The sequence below is a fragment of the Pseudomonas nitroreducens NBRC 12694 genome, assembly GCF_002091755.1.
Lineage (GTDB): Bacteria > Pseudomonadota > Gammaproteobacteria > Pseudomonadales > Pseudomonadaceae > Pseudomonas > Pseudomonas nitroreducens.
This window is the reverse complement of record NZ_BDAI01000001.1, coordinates 83,083-101,739: the sequence shown is the minus strand read 5'-3', so window position 1 is coordinate 101,739 and position 18,657 is coordinate 83,083. Positions and strand designations below refer to the sequence as shown.

Genomic DNA, 18,657 nt, shown 5'->3' with positions numbered 1-18,657 from the left:
CTCTTTGCGCCTGGTACGCATGCTGTCATCGAGCATCCCCTGCCGGTCCCTGACGGGCATTCACCGCCTGCGGGCAGTTGAATGGCATTCGTTGCGAATCCGGCCTGGAGAGAGCTGGGCCTAGTTCCGGGCAGGATCCGTGCGTGCAGATGAGCCTAGATAGCGATACGGGATATGCAACCGGGTTTTTGCTGCGAGACGCGATCAATGTGCCCTGCACGACACAACAGCGGGCACGAAGCGTATCCAATCTGCATGTTGCAACGGGCTGCGGTCGCGGCGTTGACGACGTTTCGCGGAATGCAGTGAGCTTTCGCGGAGTGGCGGCCGTCATGAATTGAATCACTCCCGCCGCGGGTGGCGTTTCGCGAGGTGTCGGCAGGATCTGCCTTGCATCTGGCCCGGCGTGTCGGTCAGCATGCCGGCCGCCTTTTCGAAAAGATGCTCCGCCCATGCGCCGCCTGCCTTCGCTTACCGCCCTGCGTACCTTTGAGTCCGCTGCCCGCCACGCTCACTTCGGCCGCGCCGCCGCCGAGCTGTGCGTCACCGACAGTGCGGTCAGCCACCAGATTCGCCAGCTGGAAGAGCAGCTGGGGGCGACGCTGTTCGAGCGCCAGGGTCGCCAGGTGCAGCCCACTCCCCAGGCGCGACGCCTGCTGCACAGCCTGCAACAGGCCTTCGAGCTGATCGGCACGGCGTGCGATGAGCTGCGCGATCCCGGGTCCCAGGCCCAGCTGCATGTGGCGGTGACGGTCGAGCTGGCGCAGAAGTGGCTGGTGGGCAGGCTGGCGGATTTCGCCGAACGCTACCCGGAGATCGTCCTGCACCTGCACGAACAGCCGCTGGAGGCAGCGGGGCCAGCCGCGGAGATCGACCTGGCGATCACCTACGGTACCGGCCCGGCAGACGCGAGCAGCTATTTCGTGCGGCCGTTGCCTACCCTGCAGTTCTTCCCGGTGTGCAGCCCCAGCCTGTTCAACCAGTCGCCGCTCAAGCATCCGCGTGACCTGGCGCGGCATTGCCTGCTGCACGACGACCAGGACGGCAAATCCTGGACTGCCTGGCTGACCACCCATGCCAGCGACATCCGCCCCAGCCGGCACGTCTACCTCGGCCACGCCGGGCTGACCATGGAGGCGGCGGTGCGCGGGCAGGGCGTGGCCATCGGCGACAACCTCACCAGCGCCGAGGACCTGGCCAGCGGCCGGCTGGTCCGGCCCTTCGCCGCGCAGATCACCTCCCTGGGGCAGTACGCCCTGGTCTGCGAGCGTTTGCGTCTGGAAAAGCCGGCGGTGGCGGACTTCATCGAGTGGTTTACCGATCAACTGGTTGATAGCTGATGCGGGTGGGGATCGCGTAGGGGCGGACGCTGTCTGCGATTCGGCGTGAAGCGTGGCCGGTCGCGGACGAAGTCCACTCCCACGTCGCATGGAAATTCATCGTTTGTGGAGATGAATGATGAATCCAGTTCAGGTATTCCGCGAAATTCATCAATGGTGTCCGCCGTTCCGGGCCGGCAACCTTGGGCCATTCCCCTCCCTGACTCCGGAGCGTCACGATGTCCCGTACCCACTCGACAATGCCCAAGGCAGACGGCTTCCGCCTGCCCGGTGAATTCGAACCCAAGGCCCGCTGCTGGCTGGGCTGGCCGGAGCGGCCGGACGTCTGGCGCAACGGCGGCAAGCCGGCGCAGAAGATCTGGGTCGAGGTGGTGACGGCCATCGCCAGCAGCGAGCCGGTCACCGTCTGCGCTTCCGCCGCGCAATACGCCAACGCCCGGCGCATGCTGCCCGAGCAGGTGCGGGTGGTGGAAATGACCTGCAACGACACCTGGTTCCGCGACAGCGGTCCGGCCTTCCTGGTGAATGACGAAACCGGCGAGATGCGTGGCGTGGACTTCCAGTTCAACGCCTACGGTGGTCTCGACGGCGGCCTCTACTACCCCTGGGACAAGGACGACCAGATCGCGCAGAAGATCCTCGAGATCGAAGGCTTCGACCGTTATCGCGCGTCGATCATCGCCGAGATGGGCAGCATCCGCAGTGACGGTCAGGGCACCCTGCTGACCACCGAGCAGTGCTTGCTCAACCGCAACCGCAATGCCCACCTGGGCAAGGAGGAAGTCACCCGCCGTCTCTGCGACTACCTGGGCGCCGAGCAGGTGATCTGGCTGCCCCGTGGCTGCAAGTTCGACGAAACCGACGGCCACGTCGACGATCTTGCCTGCTTCGTGCGGCCCGGCGTGGTGGTGATGCAGTGGACCGACGACCGCGACGACCCGCAATGGGAGATTTATCAGGAGGCCTACGACGTGCTGCGCAGTGCGCGCGATGCCCGCGGCAATGCGCTGGAGGTGCACAAGCTGCCGCAGCCGCGGGTGCTGGAGTGGACCGCTGCCGAAGCCGAGGGGCTGGACCAGGTCGATGGCAGTTTTGATCGCCAGGAAGGCACGAAGATCTGCGCCTCCTACATCAACTTCTATACCGGCAATTCCGCCATCGTCATGCCGTTCTTCAATGACCCCAACGACCGCATTGCCCAGGGCGTGCTGGCCGAGCTGTTCCCGGAGAAGCGTGTGATCGGCATCGACAACTCGCGGGAAATCCTCCTGGGCGGCGGCAACATCGGCTGCATCACTATGCCCCAGTACGCGGCGCCGGCGCGTCGCAGCTGAGTCGTTTCAGGGGAACGCCACAGTGCTTGCGCAGCTGTGGCGCTAGGGGCTCATCCTGCTCCGAACATCAGCCCAGCCGCAGCGGATCGCCGCCAGCCAGGGTGCGGTCCATCAGGCGGATGCTGTCGCGGCCGCCGCGCTTGGATTCATAGAGCGCGGCGTCGCCTTGCTCGATCAGCGCGGCGAGGCTGGCCGGCGGCTGGTCGAACAGGTTGGCGCCGATGCTCAGGGTGACCGCCTGGGGCGTGGCAAAATTCTGCGTGGCAGTGGCCTGGAACTGCTCGCGCAACTTGTTGGCCAGCGCCATCACCTGCTCGCCGCCGACATTGCTCAGCAGAATGACGAACTCGTCGCCACCCAGGCGCGCCGCCACGGCCCGCTCGGGCAGTGCCGCGCGGATCATCTCGCTGAGCGCCACCAGCAGGCGATCGCCGGCGGTGTGCCCGTGCAGGTCGTTGACCTGCTTGAAGTTGTCGATGTCGATCAGCAGCAGCGCGCCGGGGCTTCGGGGGAGATCTCCTCGAACACGCGGGGCGCGCGCATTTCCAGGGCACGGCGGTTGTACAGGGCGGTCAGCGGGTCACGCGCGGCGAGGCGGGCGATGCGCTTTTCGCGGCGGTAGCGTTCGGTGCCGGTCATCGACAGGGCAATCAGCATGATCGCCATGGCGCCCTCGACCAGGGAGATCTGGATGATCTCGCCACGGAAGGCGGCGAGGTCGATCAGCGTGCCGGGGATGATCACGGTCGCGCCCTTGGCCAGGTAGAAGGCGCCATGCACCAGCATCACGTAGCGCAGCTGCACCGCGCCCACGCTCAGGGACTTGCCGTGGGGCCGCAACAGGTAGCTGGCGCGCAGGGAGAGCAGGGCGACCAGCCAGGAGTTGGCCAGCAGCATGAGCTTGGACCACAGCGGGCCGCCATCGGGCAGCGCCAGCAGCGCTATCCAGGTCAGTGGGACAAGCAGCCAGCCCCGTGACAGCCGTGCCTCGGTGAACTTCGCCACCCCGCTGAGGAAGAACCAGTGCGCCAGCACCAGCAGACCGTTGGCGAACCAGATGCCGACCAGCAGATAGCCACTCATGCGCAGCAGCGCGAGGGTGGAACCGAGGGTGATGGTGGCGAAACCTGCGCTCCAGTAGAGCAGCGAGCGTTCGCGCACGCTGCGCCATTCGATGGCCAGATACAGCGCTGCGGCCGCCGCTAGGGCGACCGAAATAGTCAACATGGTGGGTGGATCGAGCGCCATTTCCTGAACCGTACTGCACTTGCGGTAAAAAACATGATTGTAAGCGCCCTTGCTGGTTCTCCGGTACGTCGGCCGGGTGCTTCCGGTCGGGTTTGCAACCGTTCTGTCGCGTCTGGAAAGCGCTTCTTCCGCTTTTGTCGGATTGCCGAAGCGGCCACTGGCCATCAGACTGTGCGGATTCGTGAGTATTCGCTGTGGGGCTGGAGGCCCGAAACCATGGAAAAGCCGACACGCCGGCGCTGGAGTCCGCTCTGGTTCCTGATCGTCGCCGCCAGCTACCTGATTGCGATCCTGTTCACCGTGGCCCTGGCGGGGCTGGGATGGATCCTCTTCTCCGGCGGGCTGGACATGACGGTGGTGAAGGAGCGCCGCTACCTGCTGCTGGGCAGTGGCGGGTTGATGCTGGTGGTGTCGGCCTACATCCTGCTGATGTCGATTCCCACGAGTTTCCTCTCGACCATCCGCCGCGACGGCTCCTGATTCTGCGCCAGCGGTCGGATACTGGCGTGAGATTGCTGCGATATGCCTGACTGGATGGAAGTCTTGATCCTGCGCAGGGAGCGCTCCCGCGGGCAGGTGTAAGGTTGCCGCGCGACTCGCAGCGTCAGACTGCCAGCGCCTCAGGAGCCCGTGTCATGCCCGAATCGATGAGTTTCAACCGCGCGCTGGTGGAGAAGTACGACCGTCCCGGCCCGCGCTATACCTCCTATCCCACCGCGCCGCAGTTCCATGGCGCCTTCGCCGCCGACGACTACCGGGCGGCCGCCCAGCGCAGCAACCAGCGCGGCAACGAGGGGGCGGCCAAGCCGCTCTCGGTGTACATCCACATCCCGTTCTGCAAGAGCCTCTGCTACTACTGCGCCTGCAACAAGATCATCACCCAGAAGACCCACCGCGCCGTGGAGTACCTGGAGTACCTCAAGCGCGAGATCGCCCTGCAGGCGGCGCTGTTCGACGGGTCGCGCAAGCTCACCCAGCTGCATCTGGGCGGCGGTACGCCGACCTACCTGACCAGCGAGCAGCTGGGCGAGGTAATGGACAGCCTGCGCGAGCATTTCAACCTCGACGAGAGCGATGCCCACGAGTTCTCCATCGAAGTCGACCCGCGCACCATCAGCCGCGAACGCATCGCCGAGCTGCGCGCCCAGGGCTTCAACCGCCTGAGTTTCGGCGTGCAGGATTTCGACGAGCAGGTGCAGCAGGCGGTCAACCGCGTGCAGAGCGAGCAGCAGGTCTTCGACCTGGTACAGGCGGCCCGCGAGGCGCGTTTCAAGTCGGTGTCGGTGGACCTGATCTACGGCCTGCCGCTGCAAACGGTGGAGAGTTTCGACACCACGCTGAGCAAGATCATCGCCCTGCGCCCGGACCGCATCGCCGCCTACAGCTATGCCCATCTCCCGGAGCGGGTGCGCGCGCAACGGCTGATCCGCCGCGAGGACATGCCGCCACCCGAGCGCAAGCTGGAGTTGCTGGAACTGACCATCCAGCGGCTGACCGAGGCGGGCTACGTCTATATCGGCATGGACCACTTTGCCCTGCCGGACGACGAGCTCACGGTCGCACGCAACAACGGCACCCTGCAGCGCAACTTCCAGGGTTACTCGACCCACGCCGACTGTGACCTCATCGCCCTGGGCGTGTCGTCCATCAGCAAGGTCGGCGATACCTACGGGCAGAACGTGAAGGAGCTGTCGCAGTATTACGCGCGGCTCGACCAGGGCCTGCTGCCGGTGCACAAGGGCTACCGCCTGACTGACGACGACTGCCTGCGCCGCGAGGTGATCAGCGCGCTGATGTGCCACGGCAGGGTGGATTACGCGCCGCTGGAGGAGAGCCATGGCATTCGTTTTGACGAGTACTTCGAAGGGGCGTTGCGGCAGTTGCAGGAGCAGGTTGGCGACGGCCTGGTCGAACTGCACGACGATGCGCTGGTGCTGCTGCCCCAGGGGCAACTGATGATGCGCAGCGTGGCCATGGCCTTCGATGCCTACCTGGGCGGTGGGCAGCAGGCGCGCTTCTCGCGCACCATCTGACTCATCCGCCCGCTCGCTGCAGCTGTTCCGCCAGGCGGCGGAACACTGGGCGTGACGGGAAGCTAGGGCTGAGCGCCGGCTGCTGCATCCTTCTTGTAGGTGAGCTGGACCAGGTCCATCGGGACGTCGTAGTACCAGATCATCTGCACCGAATCGCCGGAGGTGCGGAGCAGGGCGATGCGATCTCCCTGGGGGACCACCTGCAGCCTCGGAGGCCGGGAGTTCCCGGTGTCATAGAGTCGGTTGTAGCCCGGCAGGCGGTCGGCGAGCCGGCGGGTATTGAGCGGGGTGCCGTCGCCCGCCAGGAACAGCAGGCCTCCCTCGGAAGTCCAGGCTGCGAATCGGTCAGCCTGCTCGTCGTAAGCGAGGGCATTGATGTCTATATTGTCCAGCGAGCGGAAGTCCTGCCAGCGCCCCTCGTCGACAGCGTAGCGGTACAGGTAGCCCTCGCCGCCCAGCGAAGCGAGGACCACCAGGTGGCGCTTGCTGTCGTAGGTCACGTCCGTGGGCCACGACAGGCGCGGAAAATTGTCGGGCAGCTCCAGCGGCGTCACCTTGCCGGTGGCCGGCTCCACGATCTCGAAAGCGTGGCTGGCGATCCGGTAGATACGCCCGTCCCCGGGCACCAGAATGGCGCCCGGCGAGGCCAGGGGGGCTGGTGGCGCGGTGCCGACGGGGCCTCCGAGAGACCAGGGAACCATGGCGAAAGTCTTGTCGCTGAGCTGGAACTCCATGCTCTTCAGCGGCGCCTGGGGTTGCTCGCCCTGCAGGGTGAGATCGCTCTGCGGCGGATCCGGCTGATCGATGACGACCCGTTCGGGCAGTGAATACTGTCCGCGGAACGCGTCGACCTTTTCCACGCCGAACAGCGATTTCAAACCCTTCAGCAGGGCGACAAAGGTTCCGCTGTCCTTTTCGTAGCTATAGGGAAGTTTGGTCTGGTACACCGGAGCGGTCAGTGGCGTTTCCACTCGGGGGCGATCGTAGCCCGACACGAGAATCGCCCTGACCTGCGTAGCCTCGCTGGCACTGACCTGCCACACGATCCTTTCGTAACTGGCGAGAACCAGCAGCACCGACTTGCCGGGGCGGTCGATGCTGACCTGAACCGCCGTGCCCTGACGCGCCTTGCCTTCCGCCTCGTAGCCTGAAACCACCATCACTTCGGCGCCTTCGGCCAGGCTGGCCGGCGGCTGTGCGCTGCTCATGGGGGCCGGCGGCCGCTCGTCCAGGCTGGCCGCTGCAATCGCCGCAGGCGGATTGCGGATCGGCTCCGCGGGTTTCACCTCCCGCTGGCTCAACAGCACGCGGTTCAGGCGCAGCTCCTGGAAGAGCAGGGAGCCCAGCAGCGTTGTCGAGATGGCCAGCAGGACGCACGTCGCCAGCAGTGTCCAATGCCAGACATCCAGCCGGCTGCTTGCCGCGGCAGGGTTGACGGGCGCCTGCGCCGGGGGCGAGTCGGCCAGTCGCCGGGCTGCTTCGACCTTGGCGTAGATGGCCCCGCACTGGGGGCAGGCATCGCTGGGCAGTGCATCGTTGAACTGATGCTGATGCCCGCACTTCAGGCAGGTTCGTTCCATCGCACATCCTTGTGTTCGAGGTGGGGGCCGATAGCGTAGTGTCATCCCCTGGACGCCATGCCAGGCGGCCGGCGCACTGAGCATGGCGTGCCGGGCCGCGTCCAGTGTCTCAGTCGGCACGGGTATCCGATCTATCCAGCGCGCCGCCGGCGAATCCTCCCTTGCCGCATGAGCCGCCCCACGGATGACTCCGATCTGCCCCCCGGCGGCGCGGGGGCAGTCGCGCCGGTGCTCCTAGGCGCTGTCCGCGGCGGCCTGGTAACTGCTGGGCGCCACCCCGAGGCTGCGGCGGAACATGCTGGAAAAGGCACTCGGGCTGTCGTAGCCCAGCTCCAGGGCCACGCGCGTAACCGGCGTGCCCGCGGAGAGGCGGGTGACGGCGGCGAGCAGGCAGGCCTGCTGGCGCCAGGCGCCGAAGGAGAGGCCCGTCTGCTGGCGGAACAGGCGGCTGAAGGTGCGCGTGCTGCAGTGCAGTTCGGCGGCCCAGGCGTCCGCCGTAACGCCAATGTGCGGCGCCCGCAGGAAGTCGCGGCACAGCTCGGCCAGGCGTGGGTGAGCCGGCAGCGGGGCGAACAGCGGCAGGCTCGGAGCCTGGCGCAGCTCATGCAGCAGCAGGCGCAGGAGGTCGCCATCGCGGCCATCCTCGTCGTGCAGCGCCGGCACCTCGACACTGGCCAGCAGCAGCTCGTGCAGCAGCGGCGAAACGGTCAGCGCCTGGCACAGCAGCGTGTCGCGCACCGGCACCCGCGGCTCGATGTACAGGCTGCGGGTGCTGACCCCGCGCATCAGCACCCGGTGGCGCTTGCCGGCGGGAATCCACACACCGCTGTAGGGCGGGATTACCCAGGCGCCGTCCTCGGTCTCCACCTCCATCAGGCTGCTCATGCCATAGAGGAACTGCGCGCGCCGATGGGAGTGCGGCTGGAGCAGGGTGCCGAGCGGGTAGTCGGTACCGATGGCGAGTACGGTGCGGTCGACGTCGTCGACGCTGGCGAGGGGAATGTTGAGCATGGTGACGGGTTTGGCTGGGTTGCGATGATTATTCGTCAATCCGCGCAAAATGGCCAACGACGCTGCGGCTGACTGGCGCAACCTGCTCTACATTATGGAGTTTGCCGTAGGATCAGGCGGTCATGACTTGCCAGGAGGCGACTATGGGTATCCGTGGAAACGACCGTCAGATCGACAACATCGAGTTCAACGTCAGCGATATCGGGCGCAGCAAGGCCTTCTACGGCAGCGCCTTCGGCTGGACCTTCACCGACTACGGCCCGACCTACAGCGAATTCAGCGACGGACGTCTCACCGGCGGCTTCACCAGCGGTGAGCCGGTGCGCCCCGGCGGCCCGCTGGTCATTCTCTACGCCGATGACCTGGTGCAGGCCCAGGCCCGCCTGGAGGCCGCCGGCGCCACCATCAGCCGCGCCACGTTTGCGTTCCCTGGTGGCCGGCGCTTCCATTTCATCGACCCGGACGGCTACGAGCTGGCGGTCTGGTCGGCGGACTGAGCCCGGACCTGCTCGATGTAGCGTCGGGCCACTGGTGATTTCTCGAAACGCCGGTGCAGCAGCGACAACCACGAGCGAGGCTGGCAATCGGCGAGAGCGCGGTAGTTGACCCGTGGCAGCTGCACGCGGCGCACCACCGACTCGGGGACGATGGCGATGCCGCGGCCGAGCGAGACCAGCGCAATCACCGCGACCAGGCTGCCGGGCTGCTGGCCGAGGCGCGGAGAGAAGCCTCCGGCGCTGGCGACCTCCAGGGTGCCGGAGATCTGTTCGGGCAGGATGAAGGTTTCGTCGCTCAGGCGGGCGGCGCGAATCTCCGGCAGTTCGTTGAGGCGCGAGGCGGCGGGCAGGGCGAGGACGAAGTTTTCCTCCAGCAGCGCGACGGATTCCAGCTCCTCTGGCAGGTTCATCGGCGAGCGTACGTAGGCGAGGTCGAGGACCCCGTCGTGTAGTTGCGCCGGCAATTGCGCCATGGGCGCTTCGCTGATGTCGAGATCCACGCCCGGCGAGGTACGGGTGAACTGCTCGACATGCTGCTGCAGTACGCCGGAATAGGCCGCCGAGGCCACGTAGCCCACGCGCAGATGCCCGGTTTCACCCCGGCCGGCGCGCTGCGCGCCGAGTTGCGCCGCATCGAACTGGAGCACCGCCAGTTCGGCTTCACCCAGCAGCGCCTCGCCCGCAGCGGTCAGGCGCACCTCGCGTTGGCTGCGCTGGAACAGCAGCACGCCCAGTTCCTTCTCCATGTCCTGGATCTGTCGGCTGAGGGTTGGCGGGGCGATGCCCAGCTGTTCGGCCGCACGGGTGAAGTGGCCGTGGCGGGCGACACTGAGGAAGTAGCGGAAATGGCGGATTTCCATGTTCGTTAGTCGCAGGCTAATGACGAAGGCCGCCATGGCTAACAAGCCCGGCGCGCGTGGGCGTTACCGTGGGGCAACACTACAAGGCCGCAAGCGTCAGAGCAAAGAACGGCTGCGCGGCCGCCGCCGGAAGCCTTGCCATGTCTGAACGTCCCTCCGCTCGCTTCACCCTGCTGACCGCCTCGGCAGTGTGCTCGCTGATCATCCTCGACACCAACATCGTTGCCGTCTCGCTGCCCAGTATCGCCCGCGACCTGTCGGGTTCTTTTGCCGACATCGAGTGGGTGGTCAGCGCTTACCTGCTGGCCTTCGCCGCCTGCCTGTTGCCGGCCGGCAGCCTGGCCGACCGCTTCGGCCGGCGGCGCATGCTGCTGCTCGGGCTGGTGCTGTTCGGCGCGGCCTCGCTGGCCTGCGGGGCCGCGCCGAGCCTGCAGCTCCTGGACATTGCCCGTGCCGCCAAGGGCGTTGGCGCGGCCCTGCTGCTGACGTCGGCGCTGGCCGCCATCGGCCACCGCTTCCACGAGCCCGAAGAGCGCCTGCGGGCCTGGGCCTTCTGGGGCGCATGCATGGGCGCCACCATCACCTTTGCGCCGCTGCTGGGCGGGGTGATCTCCGCCACCCTGGGCTGGCGCTGGATCTTCTACCTGAACCTGCCGCTGGTAGCACTGCTCGGGGGCATGGCGCTGCGCAGCATCGAGGAATCCCGCGACAGTGCCGCCGCGCGCCTCGACCCGCTCGGTAGCCTGACCTTTGCCGGTGGCCTGGGTTACCTGATCTGGGCGTTGATCGACGCCAACCGCATCGGTTGGGACAGCCCGCCGACCCTCGCGCGCCTGCTGCTCAGCGCCGGCCTGCTGGGCCTGTTCGTGATGGTGGAGCGCAGCCAGGCGCGGCCGATGATCGATCTGCGGCTGATGCGCAGCGGGCGCTTCATCGGCGCCTTGCTCGGCATGTTCGCCTATGCCGCCTGCGCCCAGGTGATGATGACGCTGCTGCCGCTGTACCTGCAGAACGGCCTGCAGCTCTCCGCTGTCGCGGCCGGTGCCGGGATGCTGCCCTTCGCCGTCGCCATGCTGCTGACCCCGCGCCTGGGCATGCGCCTGAACAGCCGCTTCAGTCCGGCGCAGGTCTTCGCCCTGGGCCTGCTGCTGGTCGGCGCGGGCAACCTGCTTTGCGCACTGGCGGCCGGGCAGGGGGAGTACTTGCCGTTCGCCCTGGCCAGCCTGGTGCTGGGGGCCGGCGCCGGGCTGCTCAACGGCGATACGCAGAAGAACATCATGGCCTGCGTGCCCCGTGAGCGCACCGGCATGGCCTCGGGCCTGAGCACCACGACGCGCTTCGCCGCCATCGTGCTGGCCATCGGCATTCTCGGTGGCGTGCTGTCCGCACGCAGCGCCCAGTTGCTGCGAGATGTGCTGGCAACGGCGGCGCCCGCGCAACTGGACAAGGCCACCGAGATGGCGATCCGTGCGGCGGCTGGCGATTTCAGTGCTGCGCTGTCGGTGGTTGACCCGGCACTGCGCGATGCGTTGGCACCCGTTGTGCGCCAGGCCTTTATCGGCGGGTTCGAGAGTGTGCTGCTGGTGGCGGGCATCGCGGCGCTGGTGTTTGCCGTGATGGTTGGCACGTTGCTCGGTCGGCCGATGCCGGTCCACGAGCCGGTGCCCGCTTGAAACGGCCGTTTGTCCGCTGGCGCGGATGAGGGCGGTGGTTGCCGGAACTGTGGTTCGCCCGGCCGGGTCAGGAATCAGGGAGAGTGCGCGTTGTGCGCCTCGTCTCCGCCACTCAGCGCAGAACGGGCCATCCGTGGCCAAGGGGAGAACCGCATGCAGCAGTCAGTCGAGCCGGAATTCATGGCACCCAGTGAATACCTGACTTCCACGGGCGTCGCCGTGTTGATGTCGCCGCGCTACATTGCCCCCGGCAAGGTGGGCGAAGTGCTGCTGTCGTTGGCGAAGGTTCCCGCTGGCGTCTCGCCGCTGGACGTGGTGGTCGGCCCGTGGGAATCCCACGAAGAGGCGTTCCAGGCGTCCCACGATGCGGCGGAGCGCTGGGTCGTGCGCCTCGACCACGACGCCTGAGGGAGCGCCGCGCACCCTGGCTGTCGCCGTCAGCGGTAGCGCTGGCGGTCGGCCTCGGTGATCGGGCGAATCACGTGCGCCGGATTGCCGGCTGCCAGCACGCCTTCGGGAATGTCGCCCACCACCACGGCGCCAGCGCCGATCACGCTGTTCGCGCCGATGTTCACGCCGGGCAGGATGTTCACCCCCGCGCCGATCCACACGTTGTCGCCAATGCTCACCGGGTGCGCGTACTCCAGGCCCTGGTTGCGCCGCTCGGCGTCCAGCGGGTGGCCGGCGGTGTAGATGCCGACGTTGGGCGCGATGAACACGTCATTGCCGATGCTGACCTTCGCGCCATCGAGGATCACCAGGTTGACGTTGGCGTAGAAGCGCGCGCCGATCTCGATGTTGAAGCCGTAGTCGCAGTGCAACGGGCCTTCGATGACGAAGCCTTCGCCAATGCTGCCAAACAGCCCTGTGAGAATCGCCTCGCGACGCTCGCGGTCATCCGGGTGGCTGTGGTTGAAGTCGAAGAGTTTCGCCTTGGCCTCGGCACGCTGGCGTAGCACCTGCGAGTCGTGATTGGCGTCGTAGAGCAGCCCGGCGGCAGCTTTTTCCAGCTCGTTCATCAAGGTTGATTCCTGGCGGCTTTGAAGGCGTTCGACGTCCTGGCGAACGCAGCGGTTCCCTTTGCGGAAAATGGCAGGCGCGGCTCTGCGTCGAGCAGTCGAAGGGCGTGTCCAGATTTGGTAGTGAATACTACAGAAAATAGATATTGAAAGTTTCTGGAGCGCATTATACAAATTAGCCGCAACAAGAGGCGCACCCATGCTCACACTCAAAGACCGCCTGAACACCCCGGAAGTCGAACTCACCAAGGCCGAGCGCAAAGTCCTGCGCGCCTTGCTCGACGACTACCCGCGCAGCGGCCTCGGACCGATGTCGCGCCTCGCGCGCCAGGCCGGCGTCAGCGATCCGAGCATCCTGCGGCTGGTGAAGAAGCTCGGCTTCAGAGGCTACAGCGACTTCCAGAACGCCCTGATGGCCGAGGTGGATGACCGCCTGCGTTCACCGCGCACCCTGCTCGCCGGGCGCCGCGAAGGCATGAGCCGCGATGACGTCTGGTCCAATTACCTGAGCGATGCCGGCGAAGGCATCCAGCGCACCCTGGCCCTGACCCAGGCCGACGACGTGCGCCTGCTCGGTGACTGGCTGCTCGATCCCAAGCTGCGTGTCTTCTGCCACGGCGGGCGCTTCAGCCGCTTCGTCGCCGGCTACCTGGTGGCGCACCTGCGCATGCTGCGCAGCGGCTGCCTGCTGCTGGACGACGGCGCCGCGCTGCCCGACCAGTTGGGCGACATCGACCGCCAGGCGCTGGTGGTGGTGTTCGACTACCGCCGCTACCAGGCCCAGGCGCTGGGCGTGACCCGTGCGGCCAAGGCCCGCGGCGCGCGGGTGGTGCTGTTCACCGACATCTACGACTCGCCGTTGCGCGAGTTCGCCGACCTGATCATCAGCGCCCCGGTGGAGTCCCCGTCGCCCTTCGACACCCTGGTGCCGACCATGGCCCAGGTCGAAGCGCTGATCGCCAGCCTGGTAGCGCGCATGGACGGCCAGCTCGACGAACGCCTGGAAGGCATCGACCACCTGAGAGCTGCCTTCGGCAGCCACATCCTTGAGGAATGACCGTGTTCAGCTTGCCCCACCACTCGCCCCGTGACCTGCCGTTCACCGCCGGCCAGACCGCCATCCTGTTCGTCGACATGCAGAACGCCTGGGTCATTCCCGGCCGCGATGCCCATGTCGACCCGCAGACGCACCGCTACTTCTACGACCGCGTCGAGGCGAGCGTGATACCCAACCAGCAGCGCCTGCTGGCGGCCATGCGCGAGGTCGACGGGGAAGTGCTGCACACCATCATCGAGAGTCTCACCGCCGATGGCCGCGACCGCTCGCTGGACCACAAGCTCTCCGACATGCACCTGCCCAAGGGCAGCCCGGACGCCCAGGTGATCGATGCCCTGGCGCCGCGGGAAAACGAGATCGTCCTGCCGAAGACATCCTCGGGCGTCTTCAACTCCACTGCCATCGACTACGTGCTGCGCAACCTCAATACCCGCCACCTGATCATCTGCGGCGTGGTCACCGACCAGTGCGTGGACATGGCCGTGCGCGACGCCGCCGACCGTGGCTACCTCGTCACCCTGGTGGAAGACGCCTGCGCCACCCACACCGCCGAACGCCACCAGGCCTGCCTGGAAGCGATCAAGGGTTACTGCTGGATCGCCGACACCGACAGCGTGCTGGCCCGCATCGCCGCGCTGGCCTGAGGCCGGGAGAACGTCATGAGTCAGAACAATAACAATCCCGCTCCGATGCGCCTGACCAGCTTCGTCACCACCGACCTCTGCGGCATCACCCGCGGCCGCTCGCTTCCCGAATCGGAAGTCGCCGAGCAACTGGCCACCGGCTGTGGCTGGGTGCCTGCCAACAGCGCGCTGACGCCGCAGGACATCATTGCCGACGACAACCCCTGGGGCAGCCATGGCGACCTGCGCCTGCTGCCCGACCCGAGCAGCCGGGTGCGCCTGGAAAACGGCCCCGATTCCCAGGCCGCGCCGCTGGATTACCTGCACGGCGACCTGGTGACGACCACTGGCGCGCCGTGGCCGGTCTGCCCGCGTACGCTGCTGCGCGACGAGATCGCCCGCTACCGCGAACTGGGCCTGCAGGTCACCGCCGCCTTCGAACACGAATTCAACCTGCTCGGCCTGCCGGACGAGCGTGCCGCCGCCTTCTCCCTGCAGGCGCAGCGGCAGACCGGCAACTTCGGCGGCTGGCTGATGAGCGCGCTGGAGCAGATCGGCGCCGAGCCGGAAATGTTCCTGCCCGAGTACGGCCGCAACCAGTACGAGGTCACCTGCCGGCCGACCCAGGGCGTTGCTGCTGCGGACCGCGCGGTGAACGTCCGCGAAGTCACCCGTGAGATGGCCCGCCAGTTCGGCTGGCGCAGCACTTTCACACCCCTGCTGGCGCCCGGCGCCGTGACCAACGGCGTGCACCTGCACCTGAGCCTGCAACGCCTGGATGGCACCCCGGTGTTCTACGACGAGGCCGCGCCGAGCAACCTGTCGAAGCTCGCCGAGCACTGGGCCGCCGGCGTGCTGCGTCACCTGCCGGCGCTGTGTGCGCTCACCGCGCCGACGGCGGTTTCCTACCTGCGGCTGAAGCCGCACCACTGGAGCGCCGCCTACGCCTGCCTGGGGCTGCGCAACCGCGAAGCCGCGCTGCGCATCTGTCCGGTGGTGGAGATCGGCGGCAAGCCCAAGGCACGCCAGTTCAACCTGGAGTTCCGCCCGATGGACGCCACCGCCAGCCCGCACCTGGCCATGGCCGCCGTGCTGATCGCCGGGCGCCTGGGCATGCAGCAGGAACTGCCGCTGTCGGCGGTCACCGATGTCGATCCGCACAGCCTCAGCGATGCGCAGCGCGCCGAGCTGGGCATCCAGTCGCTGCCCGGTTCGCTGGAGGAGGCCCAGCGCCTGCTGCTGGCCGATACCGAACTCTGCGCCCAGCTGCCGCCGGCCCTGCTGCAGACCTACGTCGCCATGAAGCGCCAGGAACTGGCCCTGACCCGCGAACTCAGCGAAGAACAACTCTGTGAATCCTATGCAAAGTTCTACTGAATCCGGCTTTTACCGGCGCCCGCCGTTCGAGATCGTCAACCCGCAGGGCAAGAGCCCGGTGCTGCTGGTCTGCGAGCACGCCAGCCGCTACATCCCCGAGGAGCTGGCGCAACTGGGCCTGGACGACGCGGCGGCCGCCGAGCACATCGCCTGGGACATCGGCGCGCTGGACCTGGCCCGCGAGCTGTCGGCGCGCCTGGACGCCACGCTGCTGGTGGCCAACTACTCGCGCCTACTGATCGACCTCAACCGTCCGCTGTCCGCCCCGGATGCGATTCCCGAGCACAGCGAGATCTACCCGATTCCCGGCAACCGCAACCTGAGCGCGGCCGCCCGGCAGGAGAGGGTGGCTTGCCTGTTCGAGCCCTTCCACCGACAGCTGGCCGCGCTGCTCGACGAGCGCCTGGCCGCTGCCCGGCCGACTCGCCTGGTCGGCGTGCACAGCTTCACCCCGAGCTATCGCGGCGAAGCTCGCCCTTGGGTCGCCGGGGTGCTCTACGCCAAGGCCGAGGCCTATGCCGAGCGCATGGTGGCGGGGCTGCGGGAGAGCGGGGAGGAGATCGGCGCCAACCAACCCTATGTGATCGACCCGCTGGAGGACATGACCGTCCCGGTACATGGCGACGAGCGCGGCGTGGATGCCGTGCTGATCGAAATCCGCAATGACGGACTGCGGACCCCGCAAGGGGTGGAAGCCTGGGCAGTACGCCTGGCTCCCTGGCTCTGAGAGCCTGTTTACGACCTGCTGCGCGTCGGCCGTAGGGCGTTGAAAAGCGCCCTCAGATGCTCATTTACGGCTCGTAAACTCCGCTCTTCGGGCGCTTTTCGCCTACTACGGCTCTAGCTCGCGAGGTCGTAAGCAGGCTCTGAGGACCCCAGCCCGACCCGATGTGCTGCAGCGGCCGGGCAGGTTCTGAAAACAACAACAATTCAGCGCATGAGCGCCGAACCCTAAAAGCTGCCGTTCCCAGAGGAAGTGCCCCGTGGCTATCGAACAGTTCGGATACAAGCAACAACTCCGCCGCAGCCTGACGCTCGGCGACCTGGTGATCTACGGGATGATCTTCATGATCCCGATCGCGCCCTTCGGCGTTTACGGCTGGGTCCACGCGGACGCCCACGGCATGGTGCCGATGGCCTACCTGGTGGGCATGGTGGCGATGCTCTTCACCGCGCTGAGCTATGGCGCGATGTCCCGCGCGTTTCCTATCGCCGGCTCGGTGTACTCCTACGCCCAGCGCGGCATCCACCCCAACGTCGGCTTCATCGCCGGCTGGGTCCTGCTGCTGGACTACCTGCTGATCCCGCCGTTGCTCTACGTGTTCAGCGCGCTGGCGCTGAACCACCTGTTCCCGGCGATTCCCAAGCTTGCGTTCATGCTGATCTTCCTGGTGTCCGCCACGCTCATCAACCTGCGCGGCATCACCCTGGCGGCCCGCTTCAACCTGCTGTTCCTGATCGCCGAACTGGTGGTCCTGGCGATCTTCCTGGTCGTTGGTTACCAGGCGCTGCAGGGTGGCATGGGCAATGGCCGGCTGACGCTTGAGCCGCTGCTGCAACCGGAGCATTTCAACCTCGGCCTGGTGATGAAGGCGGTGTCCATCGCGGTGCTGTCGTTCCTCGGTTTCGACGCGATTTCCACTCTCGCCGAAGAGGTCAAGGGCGACCCGGCCAAGCAGATCGGCCGCGCCTCGCTGATCGCGCTGTTCGTCATGGGCGCCATCTTCATCGTACAGACCTGGCTGGCCACCGACCTTGCCGCCGGCATGACCTTCAAGTCGGCGGACACCGCCTTCTACGAGATCGCCGAAGCGGCCGGCGGCAGCTGGCTGTCCACGCTGACCGCAGTGGCCACTGCGCTGGCCTGGGGCGTGACCGTCTCCATCACTTCGCAGGCTGCGGTTTCCCGTCTGCTGTACTCCATGGCCCGCGACGGCAAGCTGCCGCGCGTGCTGGCCAAGGTGCACCCGAAATACCAGACCCCGCACATCAGCCTGTACCTGGTGGGTGTGTTGTCGCTGGGCATCGGCATCTACTTCCTCGACTCGCCGGACGTGCTCACCTCGCTGGTCAACTTCGGCGCGCTGACCGGCTTCTGCCTGCTGCACATCGCGGTGATCAACCACTACTTCATCCGCCAGAAGAGCGGCCGGGTGCTGCGCCACCTGGTGTTCCCGCTGGTGGGGCTGGTGATCATCGCCTACGTGCTGTTCAGCATGAGCCGTGAAGCGCAGGAGCTGGGGGTGGGCTGGATCGCCATCGGCCTGGTGTACCTCGCGGTGCTCAGCCGACGTGGCAACGGCAGCGAGCTGGCGCGGGAAATCTGACCGGGTGCGCCGTGCTGTCGCAGACGGCACGGCGCACTTTGACAGACGGCGGGGCGTGCCCCATAAAGATCCGGGTCGGTGGCGGGCAGTGCCTCCACCGACTGCTTTCGCCGGGGCAGGGAAGCCGGCACGACTGACGAATCATCGCGAAGCATCATGAGCAGGAAAGATCAGGACAGCCCCTTCACCCTGGACCGCATCGACGAGGAGATCATCCGCATCCTCCGTCACCAGGGCCGCATCACCTACGGCAAGCTGTCCGCCCTCGTGCACCTCACCCCGCGCCCCTGCCAGGAGCGCGTCCGCAAGCTGGAGCGACACGGCATCATCCGTGGCTACAGCGCGGTCATCGACGAGCAGAAGATTTCCGCCGGGCTCTCGCTGCTGGTACTGGTCGCACTGTCGAACCAGAGCGGCCGCAGCGCCCAGAAGGCCTTCGAGGCCCGCGTCATCGCCTGCCCGGAAGTGCTGCACTGCCAGCTGATCAGCGGGACCTTCGACTACAGCGTGCGCATGCGCTGCCGGGACATGGAGCACTACCGCGCGCTGACCGAAACCTGGCTGAACGACGAGAGCCTGCACATCGACAAGCTGGTTGCCCATCCCGAGCTGACGACCATCAAGGAATCCGCCAGCTAGCCCTCCGGCGCCCCCTCCGGCGGCGCCAGTTCCTTGGGT

At 66.8% G+C, this 18,657-nt stretch carries 17 protein-coding genes and 1 pseudogene; 13 read left to right on the top strand and 5 right to left on the bottom strand.

All coding sequences use genetic code 11. The features are described 5' to 3' along the window. Positions 1 to 452: 452 nt before the first annotated feature. On the top strand, positions 453 to 1,340 hold the full coding sequence (locus tag PNI01S_RS00475) for a LysR substrate-binding domain-containing protein (protein ID WP_054908564.1): 888 nt from the start codon (positions 453 to 455) through the stop codon (positions 1,338 to 1,340). A gap of 218 nt (positions 1,341 to 1,558) precedes the next feature. After that, a complete protein-coding gene (gene aguA, locus PNI01S_RS00470; RefSeq protein WP_084357184.1) occupies positions 1,559 to 2,674 on the top strand; it encodes an agmatine deiminase in 1,116 nt (371 codons plus the stop codon). A 67-nt stretch (positions 2,675 to 2,741) separates the two neighbouring features. Here the strand turns inward: aguA and PNI01S_RS00465 are convergent. Then, a pseudogene (locus PNI01S_RS00465) lies at positions 2,742 to 3,922 on the bottom strand (GGDEF domain-containing protein). Between the two features lie 216 nt (positions 3,923 to 4,138). Here PNI01S_RS00465 and PNI01S_RS00460 point away from each other — a divergent pair. Together PNI01S_RS00460 and hemN are read left to right on the top strand one after the other, a co-directional pair. Further along, positions 4,139 to 4,402 carry a hypothetical protein gene (locus tag PNI01S_RS00460; RefSeq protein ID WP_037015552.1) on the top strand — a complete coding sequence of 88 codons (264 nt, stop codon included), beginning with the start codon at positions 4,139 to 4,141 and terminating at the stop codon, positions 4,400 to 4,402. 155 nt (positions 4,403 to 4,557) lie between these two features. Further along, entirely contained in the window at positions 4,558 to 5,955 is a 1,398-nt protein-coding gene (gene hemN, locus PNI01S_RS00455; protein WP_065085633.1) for an oxygen-independent coproporphyrinogen III oxidase, read from the top strand. Between the two features lie 62 nt (positions 5,956 to 6,017). Here hemN and PNI01S_RS00450 read toward each other — a convergent pair whose 3' ends face one another. Then, a complete protein-coding gene (locus tag PNI01S_RS00450) occupies positions 6,018 to 7,535 on the bottom strand; it encodes an SMP-30/gluconolactonase/LRE family protein (RefSeq protein ID WP_084357183.1) in 1,518 nt (505 codons plus the stop codon). Between the two features lie 234 nt (positions 7,536 to 7,769). Further along, the gene (locus PNI01S_RS00445; protein WP_084357182.1) at positions 7,770 to 8,546 is read right to left on the bottom strand and encodes an AraC family transcriptional regulator; all 777 of its coding nucleotides are present in this window, start codon (positions 8,544 to 8,546) and stop codon (positions 7,770 to 7,772) included. A gap of 143 nt (positions 8,547 to 8,689) precedes the next feature. On the opposite strand from PNI01S_RS00445, the gene PNI01S_RS00440 reads away from it, so the two are divergent. Then, positions 8,690 to 9,043, top strand: a complete 354-nt coding sequence (locus PNI01S_RS00440; protein WP_024763755.1) for a VOC family protein — start codon at positions 8,690 to 8,692, stop codon at positions 9,041 to 9,043. Here the strand turns inward: PNI01S_RS00440 and PNI01S_RS00435 are convergent. Further along, entirely contained in the window at positions 9,013 to 9,903 is an 891-nt protein-coding gene (locus tag PNI01S_RS00435; RefSeq protein WP_084357181.1) for a LysR family transcriptional regulator, read from the bottom strand. The genes PNI01S_RS00440 and PNI01S_RS00435 overlap by 31 nt on opposite strands. Before the next feature lie 140 nt (positions 9,904 to 10,043). On the opposite strand from PNI01S_RS00435, the gene PNI01S_RS00430 reads away from it, so the two are divergent. Then, a complete protein-coding gene (locus tag PNI01S_RS00430; protein ID WP_084357180.1) occupies positions 10,044 to 11,576 on the top strand; it encodes an MFS transporter in 1,533 nt (510 codons plus the stop codon). Positions 11,577 to 11,729: 153 nt separating this feature from the next. Then, positions 11,730 to 11,984, top strand: a complete 255-nt coding sequence (locus PNI01S_RS00425; protein ID WP_084357179.1) for a hypothetical protein — start codon at positions 11,730 to 11,732, stop codon at positions 11,982 to 11,984. A 29-nt stretch (positions 11,985 to 12,013) separates the two neighbouring features. Here PNI01S_RS00425 and PNI01S_RS00420 read toward each other — a convergent pair whose 3' ends face one another. After that, on the bottom strand, positions 12,014 to 12,595 hold the full coding sequence (locus PNI01S_RS00420; protein WP_084357178.1) for a sugar O-acetyltransferase: 582 nt from the start codon (positions 12,593 to 12,595) through the stop codon (positions 12,014 to 12,016). A gap of 199 nt (positions 12,596 to 12,794) precedes the next feature. On the opposite strand from PNI01S_RS00420, the gene PNI01S_RS00415 reads away from it, so the two are divergent. The 6 genes from PNI01S_RS00415 (at position 12,795) to PNI01S_RS00390 (ending at position 18,618) form a co-directional block, all read left to right on the top strand. Next, positions 12,795 to 13,652 (top strand): MurR/RpiR family transcriptional regulator, encoded by an 858-nt coding sequence (locus PNI01S_RS00415; protein WP_084357177.1) that lies wholly within the window; start codon positions 12,795 to 12,797, stop codon positions 13,650 to 13,652. Between the two features lie 2 nt (positions 13,653 to 13,654). Then, the gene (locus tag PNI01S_RS00410) at positions 13,655 to 14,296 is read left to right on the top strand and encodes a cysteine hydrolase family protein (RefSeq protein WP_084357176.1); all 642 of its coding nucleotides are present in this window, start codon (positions 13,655 to 13,657) and stop codon (positions 14,294 to 14,296) included. A 15-nt stretch (positions 14,297 to 14,311) separates the two neighbouring features. After that, positions 14,312 to 15,652 carry a glutamine synthetase family protein gene (locus PNI01S_RS00405; protein ID WP_084357175.1) on the top strand — a complete coding sequence of 447 codons (1,341 nt, stop codon included), beginning with the start codon at positions 14,312 to 14,314 and terminating at the stop codon, positions 15,650 to 15,652. Beyond that, entirely contained in the window at positions 15,636 to 16,379 is a 744-nt protein-coding gene (locus tag PNI01S_RS00400; RefSeq protein ID WP_084357174.1) for an N-formylglutamate amidohydrolase, read from the top strand. The genes PNI01S_RS00405 and PNI01S_RS00400 overlap by 17 nt, the downstream gene beginning before the upstream one ends. A 256-nt stretch (positions 16,380 to 16,635) precedes the next feature. Continuing rightward, the gene (locus PNI01S_RS00395; RefSeq protein ID WP_037011583.1) at positions 16,636 to 17,979 is read left to right on the top strand and encodes an APC family permease; all 1,344 of its coding nucleotides are present in this window, start codon (positions 16,636 to 16,638) and stop codon (positions 17,977 to 17,979) included. 156 nt (positions 17,980 to 18,135) lie between these two features. After that, complete coding sequence (locus PNI01S_RS00390) at positions 18,136 to 18,618, top strand: Lrp/AsnC family transcriptional regulator (RefSeq protein WP_084357173.1); 483 nt, start codon at positions 18,136 to 18,138, stop codon at positions 18,616 to 18,618. Positions 18,619 to 18,657: the final 39 nt, after the last annotated feature.

Bases quoted from the DNA above. Each gene is read 5' to 3' on its own strand.
- PNI01S_RS00475 (WP_054908564.1), top strand. From the start codon at position 453: ATGCGCCGCCTGCCTTCGCTTACCGCCCTGCGTACCTTTGAGTCCGCT.
- aguA (WP_084357184.1), top strand. From the start codon at position 1,559: ATGTCCCGTACCCACTCGACAATGCCCAAGGCAGACGGCTTCCGCCTG.
- PNI01S_RS00460 (WP_037015552.1), top strand. From the start codon at position 4,139: ATGGAAAAGCCGACACGCCGGCGCTGGAGTCCGCTCTGGTTCCTGATC.
- hemN (WP_065085633.1), top strand. From the start codon at position 4,558: ATGCCCGAATCGATGAGTTTCAACCGCGCGCTGGTGGAGAAGTACGAC.
- PNI01S_RS00450 (WP_084357183.1), bottom strand. From the start codon at position 7,535: ATGGAACGAACCTGCCTGAAGTGCGGGCATCAGCATCAGTTCAACGAT.
- PNI01S_RS00445 (WP_084357182.1), bottom strand. From the start codon at position 8,546: ATGCTCAACATTCCCCTCGCCAGCGTCGACGACGTCGACCGCACCGTA.
- PNI01S_RS00440 (WP_024763755.1), top strand. From the start codon at position 8,690: ATGGGTATCCGTGGAAACGACCGTCAGATCGACAACATCGAGTTCAAC.
- PNI01S_RS00435 (WP_084357181.1), bottom strand. From the start codon at position 9,903: ATGGAAATCCGCCATTTCCGCTACTTCCTCAGTGTCGCCCGCCACGGC.
- PNI01S_RS00430 (WP_084357180.1), top strand. From the start codon at position 10,044: ATGTCTGAACGTCCCTCCGCTCGCTTCACCCTGCTGACCGCCTCGGCA.
- PNI01S_RS00425 (WP_084357179.1), top strand. From the start codon at position 11,730: ATGCAGCAGTCAGTCGAGCCGGAATTCATGGCACCCAGTGAATACCTG.
- PNI01S_RS00420 (WP_084357178.1), bottom strand. From the start codon at position 12,595: ATGAACGAGCTGGAAAAAGCTGCCGCCGGGCTGCTCTACGACGCCAAT.
- PNI01S_RS00415 (WP_084357177.1), top strand. From the start codon at position 12,795: ATGCTCACACTCAAAGACCGCCTGAACACCCCGGAAGTCGAACTCACC.
- PNI01S_RS00405 (WP_084357175.1), top strand. From the start codon at position 14,312: ATGAGTCAGAACAATAACAATCCCGCTCCGATGCGCCTGACCAGCTTC.
- PNI01S_RS00400 (WP_084357174.1), top strand. From the start codon at position 15,636: ATGCAAAGTTCTACTGAATCCGGCTTTTACCGGCGCCCGCCGTTCGAG.
- PNI01S_RS00390 (WP_084357173.1), top strand. From the start codon at position 18,136: ATGAGCAGGAAAGATCAGGACAGCCCCTTCACCCTGGACCGCATCGAC.